This is a genomic window from Micromonospora sp. NBC_01740 (assembly GCF_035920365.1).
Taxonomy (GTDB): domain Bacteria; phylum Actinomycetota; class Actinomycetes; order Mycobacteriales; family Micromonosporaceae; genus Micromonospora; species Micromonospora reichwaldensis.
Window position 1 is genome coordinate 2153937 of sequence record NZ_CP109150.1, and the last position, 13845, is coordinate 2167781.

General features: G+C 73.8%; 11 protein-coding genes. 3 read left to right on the forward strand and 8 right to left on the reverse strand.

The features are described 5' to 3' along the window. Positions 1 to 5: 5 nt before the first annotated feature. From OG989_RS10395 to OG989_RS10425, 7 genes are read right to left on the reverse strand one after another with little or no spacing between them, the layout of a single operon-like run. On the reverse strand, positions 6 to 1337 hold the full coding sequence (locus OG989_RS10395; protein WP_327030381.1) for a TrpB-like pyridoxal phosphate-dependent enzyme: 1332 nt from the start codon (positions 1335 to 1337) through the stop codon (positions 6 to 8). Then, the gene (locus tag OG989_RS10400) at positions 1334 to 1603 is read right to left on the reverse strand and encodes an acyl carrier protein (protein ID WP_151453759.1); all 270 of its coding nucleotides are present in this window, start codon (positions 1601 to 1603) and stop codon (positions 1334 to 1336) included. The genes OG989_RS10395 and OG989_RS10400 overlap by 4 nt, the downstream gene beginning before the upstream one ends. Beyond that, complete coding sequence (locus OG989_RS10405; protein WP_327030382.1) at positions 1600 to 2880, reverse strand: glutamate-5-semialdehyde dehydrogenase; 1281 nt, start codon at positions 2878 to 2880, stop codon at positions 1600 to 1602. The genes OG989_RS10400 and OG989_RS10405 overlap by 4 nt, the downstream gene beginning before the upstream one ends. After that, positions 2877 to 3617 carry an SDR family NAD(P)-dependent oxidoreductase gene (locus OG989_RS10410; RefSeq protein WP_327030383.1) on the reverse strand — a complete coding sequence of 247 codons (741 nt, stop codon included), beginning with the start codon at positions 3615 to 3617 and terminating at the stop codon, positions 2877 to 2879. Before OG989_RS10410 ends, OG989_RS10405 begins: the two co-directional genes overlap by 4 nt. Further along, a complete protein-coding gene (locus tag OG989_RS10415; protein ID WP_327030384.1) occupies positions 3614 to 4339 on the reverse strand; it encodes an alpha/beta fold hydrolase in 726 nt (241 codons plus the stop codon). The genes OG989_RS10410 and OG989_RS10415 overlap by 4 nt, the downstream gene beginning before the upstream one ends. Next, positions 4336 to 7485, reverse strand: coding sequence for a non-ribosomal peptide synthetase (locus OG989_RS10420; RefSeq protein ID WP_327030385.1), 3150 nt, complete (start codon positions 7483 to 7485; stop codon positions 4336 to 4338). The genes OG989_RS10415 and OG989_RS10420 overlap by 4 nt, the downstream gene beginning before the upstream one ends. 41 nt (positions 7486 to 7526) lie before the next feature. After that, positions 7527 to 7775, reverse strand: a complete 249-nt coding sequence (locus OG989_RS10425) for a phosphopantetheine-binding protein (RefSeq protein WP_151453764.1) — start codon at positions 7773 to 7775, stop codon at positions 7527 to 7529. A 770-nt stretch (positions 7776 to 8545) separates the two neighbouring features. Between OG989_RS10425 and OG989_RS10430 the strand changes: the two genes are divergently transcribed. From OG989_RS10430 to OG989_RS10440, 3 genes are read left to right on the forward strand one after another with little or no spacing between them, the layout of a single operon-like run. Further along, entirely contained in the window at positions 8546 to 9904 is a 1359-nt protein-coding gene (locus tag OG989_RS10430) for an MFS transporter (protein WP_327030386.1), read from the forward strand. Continuing rightward, positions 9901 to 11451: an amino acid adenylation domain-containing protein gene (locus OG989_RS10435; RefSeq protein WP_327030387.1), complete on the forward strand. Its 1551-nt coding sequence runs from the start codon at positions 9901 to 9903 to the stop codon at positions 11449 to 11451. The genes OG989_RS10430 and OG989_RS10435 overlap by 4 nt, the downstream gene beginning before the upstream one ends. Before the next feature lie 41 nt (positions 11452 to 11492). Then, entirely contained in the window at positions 11493 to 13367 is a 1875-nt protein-coding gene (locus OG989_RS10440) for an AfsR/SARP family transcriptional regulator (RefSeq protein ID WP_327030388.1), read from the forward strand. Positions 13368 to 13447: 80 nt separating this feature from the next. Here OG989_RS10440 and OG989_RS10445 read toward each other — a convergent pair whose 3' ends face one another. Beyond that, positions 13448 to 13843, reverse strand: a complete 396-nt coding sequence (locus tag OG989_RS10445; RefSeq protein WP_151455537.1) for a RidA family protein — start codon at positions 13841 to 13843, stop codon at positions 13448 to 13450. Positions 13844 to 13845 lie beyond the last annotated feature (2 nt).

Genomic DNA, 13845 nt, shown 5'->3' on the forward strand with positions numbered 1-13845 from the left:
GCCCTTCAGATCTCGTGGACCGCGCGGAGCGACGCCGTCGCCGCCCGCAACGCGTCCGCGTCGGCCGGCCGGTCCTCGGGCAGACCGGCGAGGAGCTTGTCGTACGCGGCCAGGTCGAGCAGGCCGTGCCCGCTGACGCAGACCAGCACCCCGTGCCGCGCCGGGTGCCCGGACTCCCGCCCGGTCGCCACGCGGGCGGCGGCGGCCAGCGCGTGACCCGACTCCGGCGCGGGCAGCACCAGCTCGGTCAGGGCGAACGTCCGGCCGGCGGTCAGCGCCTCCCGCTGGCCCACCGCCAGCGCCGAGATCTGCTCCCGGTGCCGCATGGCGGAGATCAGCTTCGCCGCGCCGTGGAAGCGCAGCCCGGCCGAGTGCGACGCGGGGATCGCGTACCCGCTGCCGATCGTGTACATCGGCTCCATCGGGCCGGTGCCGGTGGAGTCGGTGTGGTCGTAGGCGTACACCCCACGGGTCAGCTTCGGGGTGGCGCTGGACTCGACCGCGATCAGGTCGGCGGGCACGTCCAGCTCGCCGGCCCGCCAGGCGGCGAAGAACGGCAGGGCCAGGCCGCCGAAGTTGCTGCCGGCGCCCACGCAGCCGATCACCGCGTCCACGGGGGCGTCGACGGCGGCGAGCTGGTCGATCGCCTCCAGGCCGATCACCGACTGGTGCAGGATGCTGTACGTCTCGCCGCTGCCGATGCAGAACGCCCGCTTGGGATCCGCCCGGGCGTACTCGACGGCCTCGCCGATGGCCAGCGCGAGGCTGTTGCCCTGCCCCGGCTGCTCGGCGGCGGCGCGTCCCACCCCGGTCAGCGGGCTGGGACTGGCGTGCAGCTCCGCGCCGTAGAGCCGCATCAGGCTGCCCCGGTACGGCTTGTCGCGCAGGCTCCCGCCGACCATGAAGACGGTGCAGGCCATGCCGAACGCGGCGCAGGCGGCGGCGAGGGCGCTGCCCCACTGCCCGGCGCCGGTGCCGGTGACCAGCTCCCGGAAGCCCGCCCGGTGGTAGTAGTGGGCCTGCGCCAGGGCGGTGTTGAACTTGTGGCTGCCGGAGATGTTCCCGCCCTCGTACTTGACGTAGATCGGGACGGTGGCCCCGATCTCGGCCTCGAAGCGGCGGGCCCGCCACAGCGGCGCCGGCCGGTAGGCCCGGTAGCGCTCGGCCACGGGCTCCGGGATCGGCCAGAACTCCCGGGCCGACACGCTCTGCCGGATCAGCTCCAGGGGCAGGGTGGCGGTCACCGGGCCGTCGGTGTCCTCCGGCGTCACGTCCGCGGGCAGTTCGTAGCCGAGGTGCGGCAGGACGCTGCGCCAGGCCCGGGGCGTCTCGGTCACGACTCCTCCTTCACCACGTCGGCGACGACGTCGACCAGGTCCGCGACGGTCGTGAAGACCCGCCCGGCGAAGATGTCGTCCGGCAGCGTCACGTCCAGCTCGTCCTCCAGCCGGACGAGCATGCCGAGGAAACCGAGCGAGTTGACCCGCAGCAGGTCGCCGTTGAGGGGCTCGTGGTCGTCGACCGTGCCGGGGTCGACCGCGAGCCGGGACTCGCGTACGACCAGCCGTTTCACCGCCTCGTTGATCAGGGACCGGTCCGTCATGCCGCCTCCGTCCCGTCGCCGCGCAGCCTGCCCCCGGCGTCGACGACCCAGCTCCAGGTCAGCAGGGCGGACAGGTCGACGGGCCCGCGTACGTGCAGCCGGCCCGTGCTGATGGACAGCTCCGGCCCCAGCGCCATCGTCGGACCGTCGTGCAGGCGCAGGGAGCCGTTGACCACCAGCGCGGCGGCGTCCACCCTGGCCAGGAACCCGTCCACGACCGTCGGGTCGGTGGCCACCACGCCCTCGGTGTGCCGGGAACCGAAGCGGCGGATGTGGGCCGCCGCCTCGTCGAGGCCGGCGACGGGCCGGATGCCGACCGCGCGTTCCAGGAACTCGCGGCCGTCGTCGGCGGCGGTCAGCTCGGCCACCGGCGCCCCGGCGGGCACGGCGGCGGTCAGCCGGGGGTCGACCCGCAGCAGCCACGGCTCGGTCAGCCCGGCGCCGGCCCGCAGCAGGGCCCGGGTCAGCTCCTCGGCCACGTCGGCGTGGGCCAGCACCAGTTCGAGCGTGTTGCACGCGGTGGGCTCGCCCAGCTTGCTGTCGAGCGCGATCCGGGCGGCCAGTTCCAGGTCGGCGCTGCGGTCGACGTAGAGGTGGTTGACCCCGCCGCCGCTGGCGATAACCGGGATGGTGGAGCTGGTCAGGCAGTAGTCGATCAGCGTCGGGCTGCCCCGGGGGATCAGCACGTCGACCGCGTCGTGCCGCTTCAGCAGGGCCCGCACCAGCCGGCGGTCGGGGTCGGTGACGATCCGTACGGTGCCGGCGGGCAGCCCCGCGTCCGCCAGCGCCTGCCCGACGACGACGGCGAGGGCCCGGTTGGTGGCCGCGATCTCCGACCCGCCGCGCAGGACGGCCACGTTGCCGACCGCCACCGGGAGCAGGGCGCCCTCGACCGTCACCGTCGGCCGCGCCTCGAAGATCATCAGAACCACGCCGAGCGGCTTGGGCAGCCGGCGTACGGTGGCGCCGTTGCCGGCCCGGTGTCCGGCGCTCGGCGCGGTCACCGCCGGCAGCGCCGCACGGGTCCGCGCGATCAGGTCGACCAGCGCGTCGAGGTGGCGCTTGCCGAGCGCCAGGCGGTCCACCAGTTCGGGGCCGAGGCCCGCCTCGGTGCCCCGGGCCACGTCGGTGGCGTTCGCCGCCAGGACGTCGGCCCAGCCGGCGGCGAGCCGGTCGGCGAGCGCCGCGCAGTACCGGTCGTAGCGCACGTCGCCGGGCGGGGGCAGCTCGGCCCGGGCCCGCGTCGCGCCGTCCAGGATCTCGTCCACATCGGTCACCACATGAACTGCCCACCGTCCACGATCAGCTTCTGCCCGGTCAGGTATCCACTCGCCGGCCCGACGAGGAACTCCAGGGCGTCGGCGATCTCCTCGGTGGTGCCGATGCGGCCCCGGGGGATCTCCGCGACCACCGCCGCCCGGGCGGCCGGGTCGTCCAGCCGGAACCGGGTCACCAGCTCGTCGGTCTCGGTCATGCCCGGGATCAGGCAGTTGACCCTGATCCGGGGCGCCAGCTCCAGCGCCAGGCACTTGGTGAGCTGGAGCAGGCCGGCCTTGCTGGCGCAGTAGTTCACGCCGTTGCGGCGGGGGCGGATGCCGGTGGTGGCCCCCACGTTGACGATCACGCCGTCGTGCCCGGCCGCCAGCATCGCGGGCGCGAACGCCCGGGTGAGGTGGAAGACGCCGGAGAGGTTGGTGTCGAGCACCCGCCGCCAGTCCTCGGTCGACATCTCCAGGAACGGCCGGTCGATGTTGATGCCCGCGTTGTTGACCAGCACGGTCGGCGGGCCGTGCTCCGCGAGGACCGTCTCCACGGCGGCGTTGACCGCGTCGGCGTCGCCGACGTCGAGCCGGACCGGGTGGAACGCGGCGCCGAGCTCGGCCGCCGCCGACGCCGCCGCGGCGGCGTCACCCCGGTACGGCGCGACCACCCGGTGCCCCAGCTTGACCAGCCGGCGGCTGAAGGTGAGCCCGATGCCCCGGGTGCCGCCGCTGACGACCGCGAGCGGGCTCATCGCAGCACCGCACCGGAGGCGCGGCCGAGGAACGGCGTCACCTCGTCGACGAGCTGCGGCAGGCGCTCGGGGTCGAAGACGTCGAAGTGCCCCGCGTCGAGCCGCCCGGCGCTCAGCTCCGGCGCCAGTTCCCGCCACCGGGCCTCGGCCTCGGCGCGGAACCCGAACTCCTCGTCGGTGCACATCAGCATCAGCACCCGGCCGGCGTACGACCGTTCGGCCCGGTAGTCGGCGAGGGCGGCGACCTGGGTGTCGAAGACCCGCCGGACCCGCTCGACGGTCGCCGGGGCGGGGCGCGGCCCGAGCATCCCGACGACGGTCTCGCGGACCCGGGCGTCCTCCTCGGCCGTGGCGCGGCGCGGCAGCGGCGTCGCGTCCACCAGCACCAGGTCGGGCAGGTGCCCCCGCTCGGCCAGCCGGACGCACAGCTCCCAGGCGACCGAGCCGCCGAGGGACCAGCCGAGGACGGCCGCCGGGACCGTGCCGTCCGCGTCCAGCGCCTGCGCCGCCGCGTCGGCCATCTCGGCGATGCTGAGTTCCGGCTCCTCGTCGGGCAGCAGGCCGGCCGCGCGTACCGCCGCGACGTTGTGGGTCTTGCCGATGGCCGCGGCGAGCCGCAGGTAGGGGTGCAGCCCGCCGCCGGCGCCCGGCAGCAGTACGCACGCCGGTCGGGCGCCCCGCCGCAGCAGGGGGACCAGCCGGCCGGGCAGCCTGGTCGTCACGGCGTCACCGCCGCATCGTCGCCGCCCCGCCCCGCGCGGACGAGCCCCGCCAGGGTGGCCACGGTGGGCGCGGCGAAGAAGTCGACAAGCGGCACCGCCACCCCGTAGCGCTCCTGCACCTCGGCGAGGGTGGTGAAGATGTTCAGCGAGTGTGCGCCGTACTCGATGAGCGGGCGGTCCGGCCGGATGCCCTCGACGTCGAGCACCCCGCCCCACAGCCCGGCCAGCTCCCGCTCCAGGTCGTCGGCGTACGCGACCTCGGCGGTGTCGGCGCTCTGCTGCTCGACCAGCAGCTCGTCGGCGAGCCGCAGCAGGGCGTCGCGGTCGGTCTTGCCGGTCGGCGTGGTCGGGACCCGGTCGACCGGGAAGATCCACAGGGGACGCATGTAGACCGGCAGCGCCGTGGTCAGCCGTTGGCGGACCTGTTCCGGGTCGACGGTCGAGTCCGCGTCGGGACGGACGAACAGCCCGAGTTCCCGGTCGGACCCGGAGCCCCGGACCACGGCCACCGACTGTCGGACGCCGTCGACCTGGTTCGCGACCGCCTCGATCTCGCCCAGCTCGATCCGGTACCCCCGGATCTTGACCTGGGTGTCCATCCGGCCCAGGAAGACCAGGTCGCCCCGGTCGTCGCGGACCACGAGGTCCCCGGTGCGGTACATGGTCGCGTCGGGCGCACCGGAGAACCGGTCGGGCACGAACCGTTCGGCCGTGATCTCCGGGTCGTTGATGTAGCCGTCGGCGGGGCAGTCCCCGCCCAGGAGCAGCTCGCCGGCGACGCCGGGCGGGGCGAGGTGGCCGGTGGCGTCGACCACGTACGCGCTCACCCGCGGGTACGGCTGGCCGATCGGCACGTGGGTCGGCCACACCGCGTCCCGGTACGACAGCCGGTGCGAGGTGACCGCGTGGGTCTCGGTGGGGCCGTACAGGTTGACCAGGGTGCAGTGCGGGTGGGCGAGGAAGAAGTCGCGGATCTCGTCGTCGACGATGAGCTGCTCGCCGGAGACGCACAGGTAGCGCAGCGCGGGCAACCGGGTGCCCCGGCTCGCGGCGGTCTGCACCAGGGGGCGCAGCGCCGCGACCGGCAGGTAGACGTGGGTCACCTCGGTCCTGGCGATCCGGCTGAGGACGGCGGTGAACATCCGCCGGTCGGCCGGCTCGCGGGAGACCACCGTCCCGCCCGCCGCCAGGGTCGGCAGGATCTCCTGGAAGGAGACGTCGAAGCCGAGCGGGGCGTACTGGAGGAAGCGGGTCTCGGCGTCCATGCCGAGGGCCGCGATCTGCCAGCTGGTGAGGTTGGCCAGGGGGCGGTGTCCCATCTGGACGCCCTTGGGCTGCCCGGTGGAGCCCGACGTGTACATCACGTAGATCGGGGCGTCGGGATCGGCCAGCGGGTCGGGCACCGGCTCCGTCGTGGCGGCCAGGTCCGCCACCGCGACCGTGGGCACGTCGGGCACCAGGGCCTCGCCGACGACGAACTCGCAGCCGGCCCGCCGGACCATGTACTCCAGCCGCTCGGCGGGCAGGCCCGGATCCAGGGGGAGGTACGCCGCGCCCCGGCGGAGGATGGCCAGGATGGCGGTCACCGTGTCGCAGAGCGTCGTCGCGGCGAGGCCCACCACGGCCCGGGGGCCCACGCCGTGCGCGGCGAGCCCGGCGCTGATCCGCTCGGCCTCGGCCAGCAACTGGCGGTAGTCGAGCCGGCGGGTCGGGTCCTCGATCGCGGGGGCGTCGGGTCGCTGCCGGGCCGCCGCCGTCACCCAGTCCCACGGCGTGTCGCCGGTCAGCGGGCTGGTCCAGCCGTCGGAGCGGACGCTGGCCGTGGCGGAGGCGTCGGCGAAGAGGTCACCGAGCCGTTGCGAGCCGTCCCGGACCGTTCCGCGTACGGCGTCGCGCAGCGAGGTGAGCAGCCCGTCGGCGACGACGGGTGCGATGAGCTGCCGGTCGTACTCGAGTTCGAGCAGCCAGCGGCCGTCGACGGGGGTGGCGCCCAGCCAGAGGTCGAACTTGGCGGTGCCGTTGCCGGGCTCCAGGACCCGCAGCACGGCCCCGCCCGGTTCGGGTGTGAAGGTGTCCTGCATGGCGAGCATCGCCGAGAACAGCGGGTTGCGGTTGCTGGATCGGTCGGGCCGTACGTCGGCGACGAGCCGGTTGAAGGTGACGTCGACGTTCGCGCGGCAGAAGTCGATGGACTCCCGGACCACCTTGCCGAGATGCTCGTCGACGGTGCGGCTCCACTCCACGTCGACGGTGACCGGCAGCGTGTTGACGAAGAAGCCGCCCAGGTCGAAGGCGCCGATCGTGCGGCGGGCCATGAACGGGCTGCCGACCAGGACGCTGGACACGTTGCCGTGCCGGGCCAGCACGGTGCCGTAGATGCCGGAGAAGAAGACGAAGGGGGAGATCTCCAGCCGCCGGCAGGTCTCCGACAGCGCGGCCGTCTCGGCCGCGCTCAGGTACCAGCTGACCCGGTCGCCGGTGAACTCCGTCTGCGCGGCGCGGCCGGGCAGGGGGGCCAGCACCAGGGGCGGGACCTCCCGCAACCGGGCCGCCCACTCCCGGGACCGGTCGACGACGCGGTCGGAGGTGGCGGTGCGGTTCTGCGCCGCCAGCTCCTTGACGAAGGCCTTCTCGCGGGCGGCGCGCCGCTGCTCGACCTCCGCCCCGGCGAGGCGGCCGGACAGTGCCTCCTGGAGGTCCCGCACCAGGGGCCCCATCGACACGCCGTCGAGGATGATGTGGTGGTCGCAGAGGATGACGGCCACCCGGGGCTCGTCGACGCAGCGGACGACGGCGAAGCGGTACGCGGGGCCGTTGGCCAGGTCGAACTCGGGTCGGCCGATCCGCCGCTGCGCCGCGCCGACGGCCTCCTCGAAGTCGCGCAGCCGAGCCGTGACCCGTTCGAGCGGGAAGTCCTCCGGACCCGGCGGCGGGGTGAGCCGCGCGTGCATCTCCGGGAGCAGCCCGAAGACCTGGCGCATCGCCGGCTGGACGGCGACCACCGTGGCCAGCGCGCGTTCGATCGTCTCGTCGGGGATCGACGGGTCGATGTCGAAGCGGACGAGCTGGTTGTAGACGGCGCGGCCGGGCGAGCGTTCGTTGACGACCAGCAGCCCCTTCTGCGACTCGGTGATCGGCAGTCGCACCGGCCCGGTGTCCGTCGCGGGTTCCGTCCCGGCCGTCGTGGTCACCGTGCGCCCCCGGTCTCGGCGCCCACGGCGCTCAGCTCGCGTAGCCACTGCTTGAGGTCACCGACGGTGCGGAGGTCCACCAGGCGGGTGGCGTCGATCTCCGCGTCGTCGTCGTCGGCCAGCTCGACGGCGAGCCGCAGCAGGGACAGCGATTCGAGGCCGGCCTCCAGCAGGGGGGTCGAGTCGTCGAAGGCCACCGACGCGTACTTCGCGATCGTCGTGTCGAGGTCAGCTGGAGTCGTCATCCCTGCTTCCCGTTCACCTGAGGTCGGCCGCGCCGCAATGATCGGAAACCGGGCGAGGAGCCGGGCCGCCGATCGAGGTGGGGGTCGACTGAATTTGCGCTTGAAAGTTCTACGGGTCCGAGCATCCCGGCGCCGATGTTCTCTCGATGTTCCCGGGATGGAATGTCGTTGGTCGCTGATTCGGGTGGCATCCCGGAGCCCGTCCGGTACCGGGCGGAGGCGGCGTAAAAGGGGCGCTGGCCAGTGGCGCGAGCCTGGAGGCGGGGCCCGGCGGGGCGGCAATGCCGCCGTAATCGCCTCAGATGCGGCACCGGGCGACAGAAACCCCCGTACGTATTATTCGGGTCCCCGGTGGGCTGCCGTGGCCGCCGCCGGAAGGGCCGGCCGACGCACTGACGTGAGGATGGACACGTTCCCCCGGATGACCTATGGTGCAACCAGCGCAACGCAGAGTATTCCCATAAGGTGCGAAAAGGACTTTCCGCGATTGTTGGAGCCGCCTGCCGATACCCGTACGACCACCCTGTCAACGCGCGGACCCCGATGACCTGCGACTCCGTTCAGCCCCGGCGACCGGTCCGATCGGAATTGCCGGCGATGGCCGGGGCGGAAGTGCGGGATCGGTCCCCGACCCGCCCGGCATTGCGTGTCAGCTAATTGACAAGCACGGTCGGGTAAATGGTCCCTTATCGTTTGTCCGGGTGCTGTGCGAACTCCGCGGCGGAGTTCTGATTCACTTCTCCCAATTCAAGACCGTGCGAGGGATTGTCGTGGCCACAGCTCAAACCACAGCGCAGGCGGATCCGCCCGGAGCCAGGCGAAACGAATGGATTCTGGTCATCTTCACGGGCACTACCAACATCGCCGACGCGGTGGCCCGGATCGCCCTCCCGCTGCTCGCCGCCCAGATCAGTCGATCACCCGTCGTCGTCACCGCCGTCGCGGCCATCATGAGCCTGCCGTGGTTGGTGGCCGCGCTGCACGTCGGCGTCTTCGTCGACCGGATGGACCGGCGGGCCCTGCTGATGGGCGCCGAGATCGCCCGGATGGTCGCCGTCGGCGCGCTCCTCGTCGCCGTGCTCGCCGCGAGCCCCACCCTGGCGTTGATCTACGCCGCCGCCCTGGTCATCGGCCTGGCCGACGTGGTGGCCGGGATCGCCGGAGTCTCCATCGTCCCGTCGGCCGTGCCGAAACACCGCTGGGAGACCGCCAACGCGCGGATCACGGCCCTGGAATACCTGTTCAACGGCTTCGCCGGGCAGCCGATCGGCGGCTTCCTGGTGGCGGTCGGGTTCGGGCTCGCGCTCAGCGTCACCGGGTTCGCCTACGTGGCCGGCGCGGTCCTGCTGCTCCTGTTGGTCGGCAACTTCAAGGTCGCGGCCCCCGAGCGCAAGCGCTCGGTCAACGAGGACATCCGCGAGGGCCTCCGGTTCCTCTGGCAGCACCGGCTGCTCCGGACGATGGCGCTGCTCATCGCGATCATGGCCGGCTGCTGGGCGGCGTGGCTCGCCCTCATCCCGGTCTACGCCGTCGGCGGCCCGCTCGGCCTCGACGAACGGCAGTACGGCTTCCTGCTCACCGGCCTCGGCGCGGGCGGGGTGATCGGCACCGTCATCGTCGGGCCGGTCAACCGGTGGATCGGCCGACGCTGGTCCATGTTCACCGACATCGTCGGCGCCTTCGCCCTCGTCGCGGCCCCGGCGCTGCTGCCCGCCGCGCCGTCCAGCGCCTGGGCCATCGGCGCCGCGGCGTTCCTCGCCGGCGCCGGCGGCACGATGTGGACGGTCAACTCCCGGTTCATCACGCAGTCCCTGGTGCCGGCCGACATGCTCGGTCGGTTCAGCGCCGCGAGCCGCCTCGTGGCCTGGGGCATGACCCCGGTCGCCGCGATCCTCGCCGGCATCCTCGCCGAGTTCTTCTCCTACCAGGTGGCGTTCGGCTTCTTCGCGGTGCTCTGCGTACTGCTGATCTACCCGTTCTTCAAGGTGGTCACCCGGGAGCGCATGGCTGAGGTCGACGGCCCGGCCGCCGCCCCGGCGTCCGGCGACCCGGACGACAGCGGGGGCGCCGGCACCGCCGACGACGGTGGGGACCTGCCGGAGGCGGCGACCACCGGCGGCTCCCGGTGAGCGCGGACGACCCGACGCTCTTCCAGGGGTTCACCGACACGGTCCGCCGCCATCCCGACGCCCCGGCGCTGCGCGTCGCCGGGCACGAGCTGACGTACGCCGAACTCCTGGACCGGGTCGAGCGGCTGGCCACCCGGCTGGTCGCCCTGCACGGCCGCCCGCCCCGGGTCGTCGGGCTCTGCGCGTCGCGCAGCCTCGCGGCGTACGTCGGCTATCTCGCCACGCTGCGGCTGGCCGCGACCGTCGTGCCGCTTGGCCCCGACGCGCCGGCGGAACGGATCCGGCGGACCTGCGCCCACGCCGGGGTGGACGCCCTGCTCTCCGACGACGCGGGCGGCCGGGTGGCCGACGAGGCGGCCGGGCCGGTCGGCGTCCTGCACCTGCCCGACACCCCGGAGCAGCGCTGGTACGACGTGCCGGCCGAGCGGTGGACCGACGCGTACGCCGGCGGCCCCGACGACGTCGCGTACACCCTGTTCACCTCCGGATCCACCGGCACGCCCAAGGGGGTGCCGATCCGGCACCGCAACCTCGCCCCCTACCTCGCGCACTGCGTGCAGGCCTACCAGGTGGGGCCGGGGTCGCGGCTGTCGCAGACCTTCGAGCTGACCTTCGACCCGTCGGTGTTCGACATGTTCGTCGCCTGGTCGTCCGGTGCGCTGCTGGTGGTCGCCGCGCCCGGCGACACCCTGGCCCCCGTCCGCTACGTGAACGACAACCAGATCACCCACTGGTTCTCCGTACCGTCGGTGATCTCCCTGGCCCGCCGCCTGCGCACCCTGCGTCCCGGCAGCATGCCGGGCCTGCGGTGGAGCCTCTTCGCCGGTGAGCAGCTCACCCTGGCCCAGGCGCGGGCGTGGGCGGACGCCGCGCCGGGCAGCACCCTGGAGAACCTGTACGGGCCCACCGAACTCACCGTCACCTGCACCCGCTACCAGCTTCCCGCCGATCCGGCGCGGTGGCCCCGCACCAGCAACGACACCGTGCCGATCGGGCGGATCCATCCGCACCTGGAGGGGGTCCTGCTGGCGGCCGACGGGGCCGCCGGGGACGACGGCGAGCTCTGCGTGCGGGGCGGCCAGCGGTTCGACGGCTACCTCGACCCCGCGCAGAACCCCGGCCGGTTCGTCGACCACGACGGCCGCCAGTCGACGCCGGTCGACGGCCCGCCCGGCCCGGCGAGCTGGTACCGGACGGGGGACCGGGTCCGCCGGGAGGACGGCGAGCTGGTCCACCTGGGGCGGCTCGACGACCAGGTCAAGATCCACGGCTACCGCATCGAGCTGGGCGAGATCGAGTCCGTCCTGCGCCGGCACCCGGGGGTGCACGACGTCGTCGTCCTGGCGCTGCCCGGTGCCGGAGCGGTCGAGCTGCACGCGCTCTACACCTGCGACACCGTGGCGGAGGCGGCCCTGGCGGAACTGGTGGCCGACCACCTGCCGCCCTACATGGCGCCGGCGCGGTACCACCGGGTCGAGTTCTTCCCGGTCAACGCCAACGGCAAGGTCGACCGCCGGCGGCTGGCAGCGGACGTCGGACTGGTCTGAGCGGCGCCGACTCCCACCACGCTCACGAATCGAGAGCAGAGATGCCCATCCCGCGGCAAGCACCACCCGCCCGCCTGCGTTTCCGGTTGATGGGGCCGGTGGAGTTCCACGACGGCGTCCAGTGGCGGGGGATCGGCTCGGCGAAACAGCGCGCGTTGCTGGCGATGCTGCTGCTCAAGGCCGATCAGGTGGTGTCGCTCGAACAACTGGTGGCCGAACTCTGGGACGACAACCCGCCGGCCTCGGCCAGCGGCCTCGTCGCCGGGTACGCGTGGCGGCTGCGCCGCGCCCTGAACGACCGCGACGGCCGCGTCCTGACCACCCGCAGTCCCGGCTACCGCCTGGTGGTCGCCGCGGAGACGATCGACATCGGCGAGTGCGAGCGGCTGATCAGGCAGGCCCACGCCGATCTCGCGGCCGGCCTGCCGGACGCCGCCGTCGAGGGGTTCGACGCGGCGCTGGCGCTGTGGCGCGGCGCCCCGCTGGCCGACGTCCGGCCGACCCCGCTGGTGATGGCCGAGGTGGCCCGCCTGGAGGAGACCCGGATCGCGACGGTCGAGGCCCGCATCGGCGCCGAGCTGGAGCTGGGCCGGCACGGCATGCTGCTGCCGGAACTCAAGGTGCTCGTCAGCCAGCATCCCCTGCGGGAGCGCCTGCACGCCCACCTGATGACCGCCCTGTACCGCGACGGCCAGCAGGCGGTCGCCCTGGGCGCGTACCGCGACCTGCGGCGGTTGCTGGTCGACGAGCTGGGCATCGAGCCCAGCGAGTCCCTGCGCGACCTGGAACAGCGGATCCTGCGCAACGATCCGGCGCTGCGGCTGCACCACCCCGGGGCCCGCCCACCCGTGCGGGTGGTCACGCCGAGCCCGCCGGCCTCCCGGTTCCCCGCCGACCCGGTGGCCCTGCACGGGCGGGGGGTCGAGCTGGGCCGGCTGGTCAAGGGAGTGCGGTCCGGGCGGCCGGGCGTGGTCCAGGGGCTGGCCGGCGCCGGCAAGACCGCCCTGGCGGTGCGCGCCGCGCACGAGCTGGCCGCGGAGCACCCGGGCGGGTCGGTGTTCGTGCCCATGGGCGGGGGGACACCCGACGGGCCGGCGGAGGCCGCCCGGGCGGTGCGGGTCCTGGCCGAGGCGCTCGGGTTGTCGTCGCCGACGGGCGACCACCCCGCGTCGGGCTGGTCCGCCCTGTTGACCGGCCGTCGGGTCGTGGTCGTCCTCGACGACGTGGCGACCGCCGCCCAGGTACGCGTCCTCGGGCCGGTGCCCGTCGGATGCGCCCTGATCGTCACCTCACGCTCCGGGATGACCACCCTCGACGGGGCCACCCGGGTCTCCGTCGGCGCCCTGGACACGGACGACGCGCTCGACGTGCTCCGGTACCACCTCGGCGCCGAGCGGGTGGACGCCGAGCCCGAGGCGGCGCGGACGCTCGTGCAGCGCTGCGACGCACTGCCCCTGGCCCTGCGGATCGTGGCCGCCCGGCTGGCGACGCGGCAGAACTGGTCGCTCGCCGCCTTCGCCGCCCGGCTGGCCGATCCCGCCGCCCGGCTCGACGCCCTGGTCTGCGAGTCGATGTCGATCCGGGACTGCCTCGCCGGCGCGGTACGGGTGCTGACCCGGTACGGCGACGGCGACGGTGTGGCGCTGCGGGCCCTGCGGCTGCTGAGTCGACTGGACCGGGGCCTGGTCGGCGTGTCGAACCTCGCCGCGCTGTCGGGCCAGCCGATGGCCGCCGCCGAGGTCGCCGCCGAACGCCTGGTCGACGCGGGGCTCGCCGAGGCGCTGCCCGACGGCCGCTACCGGATCCCCGAGCTCGTCCGTGCCCACGTACGCGAACTGGGCCGCAGCCCGGAGTGCGACCAGGTCGTGGCCCTGCGCGGTCAGCATCCCACCACGACTGCCCGACCGCGCCGGTGAGCCGGCCCGGACGGGCACGCGGCACGGCGGCCCGGCTGCCGGCGGGTGATCGTCGCCGGGTCGGCCGTCGGACGGGCCGGTCAGGCGACGGCGATCGCCTCGATCTCGATGATCCACTCCGGGTCGAAGATTCCGGTGACGATCACCGTCAGGGCGGGGCGGTGTGCGCCGAGCACCTCGTTGCGGACCTTGGTGTTGACGTCGGCGTGCCGGCGGTCGGCCAGGAACGTGGTCACCTTGACCAGATTGTCGACGTCCATGCCGGCGTCGGCGAGGACGGCCCGGATGTTGTCCCAGACCAGCCGGCACTGCGCCTCGGGGGTGGCCGGGACGTGGCCGTCCCGGGACTGGGGGATCTGCCCGCTGATGAACAGCATCCGCCCGGCGGTCTGGACCTCCAGCGCGTTGTGGTAACCGCCCGTGGCCTCCGGCACCGACTCGGGGTTGATCGGCCTCATCTGCATGGTCTCGATCACGT

Coding starts and splice junctions, on each gene's coding strand:
- OG989_RS10440 (WP_327030388.1), top strand. CDS start 11,493: ATGCCCATCCCGCGGCAAGCACCACCCGCCCGCCTGCGTTTCCGGTTG.
- OG989_RS10400 (WP_151453759.1), bottom strand. CDS start 1,603: ATGACGGACCGGTCCCTGATCAACGAGGCGGTGAAACGGCTGGTCGTA.
- OG989_RS10410 (WP_327030383.1), bottom strand. CDS start 3,617: ATGAGCCCGCTCGCGGTCGTCAGCGGCGGCACCCGGGGCATCGGGCTC.
- OG989_RS10425 (WP_151453764.1), bottom strand. CDS start 7,775: ATGACGACTCCAGCTGACCTCGACACGACGATCGCGAAGTACGCGTCG.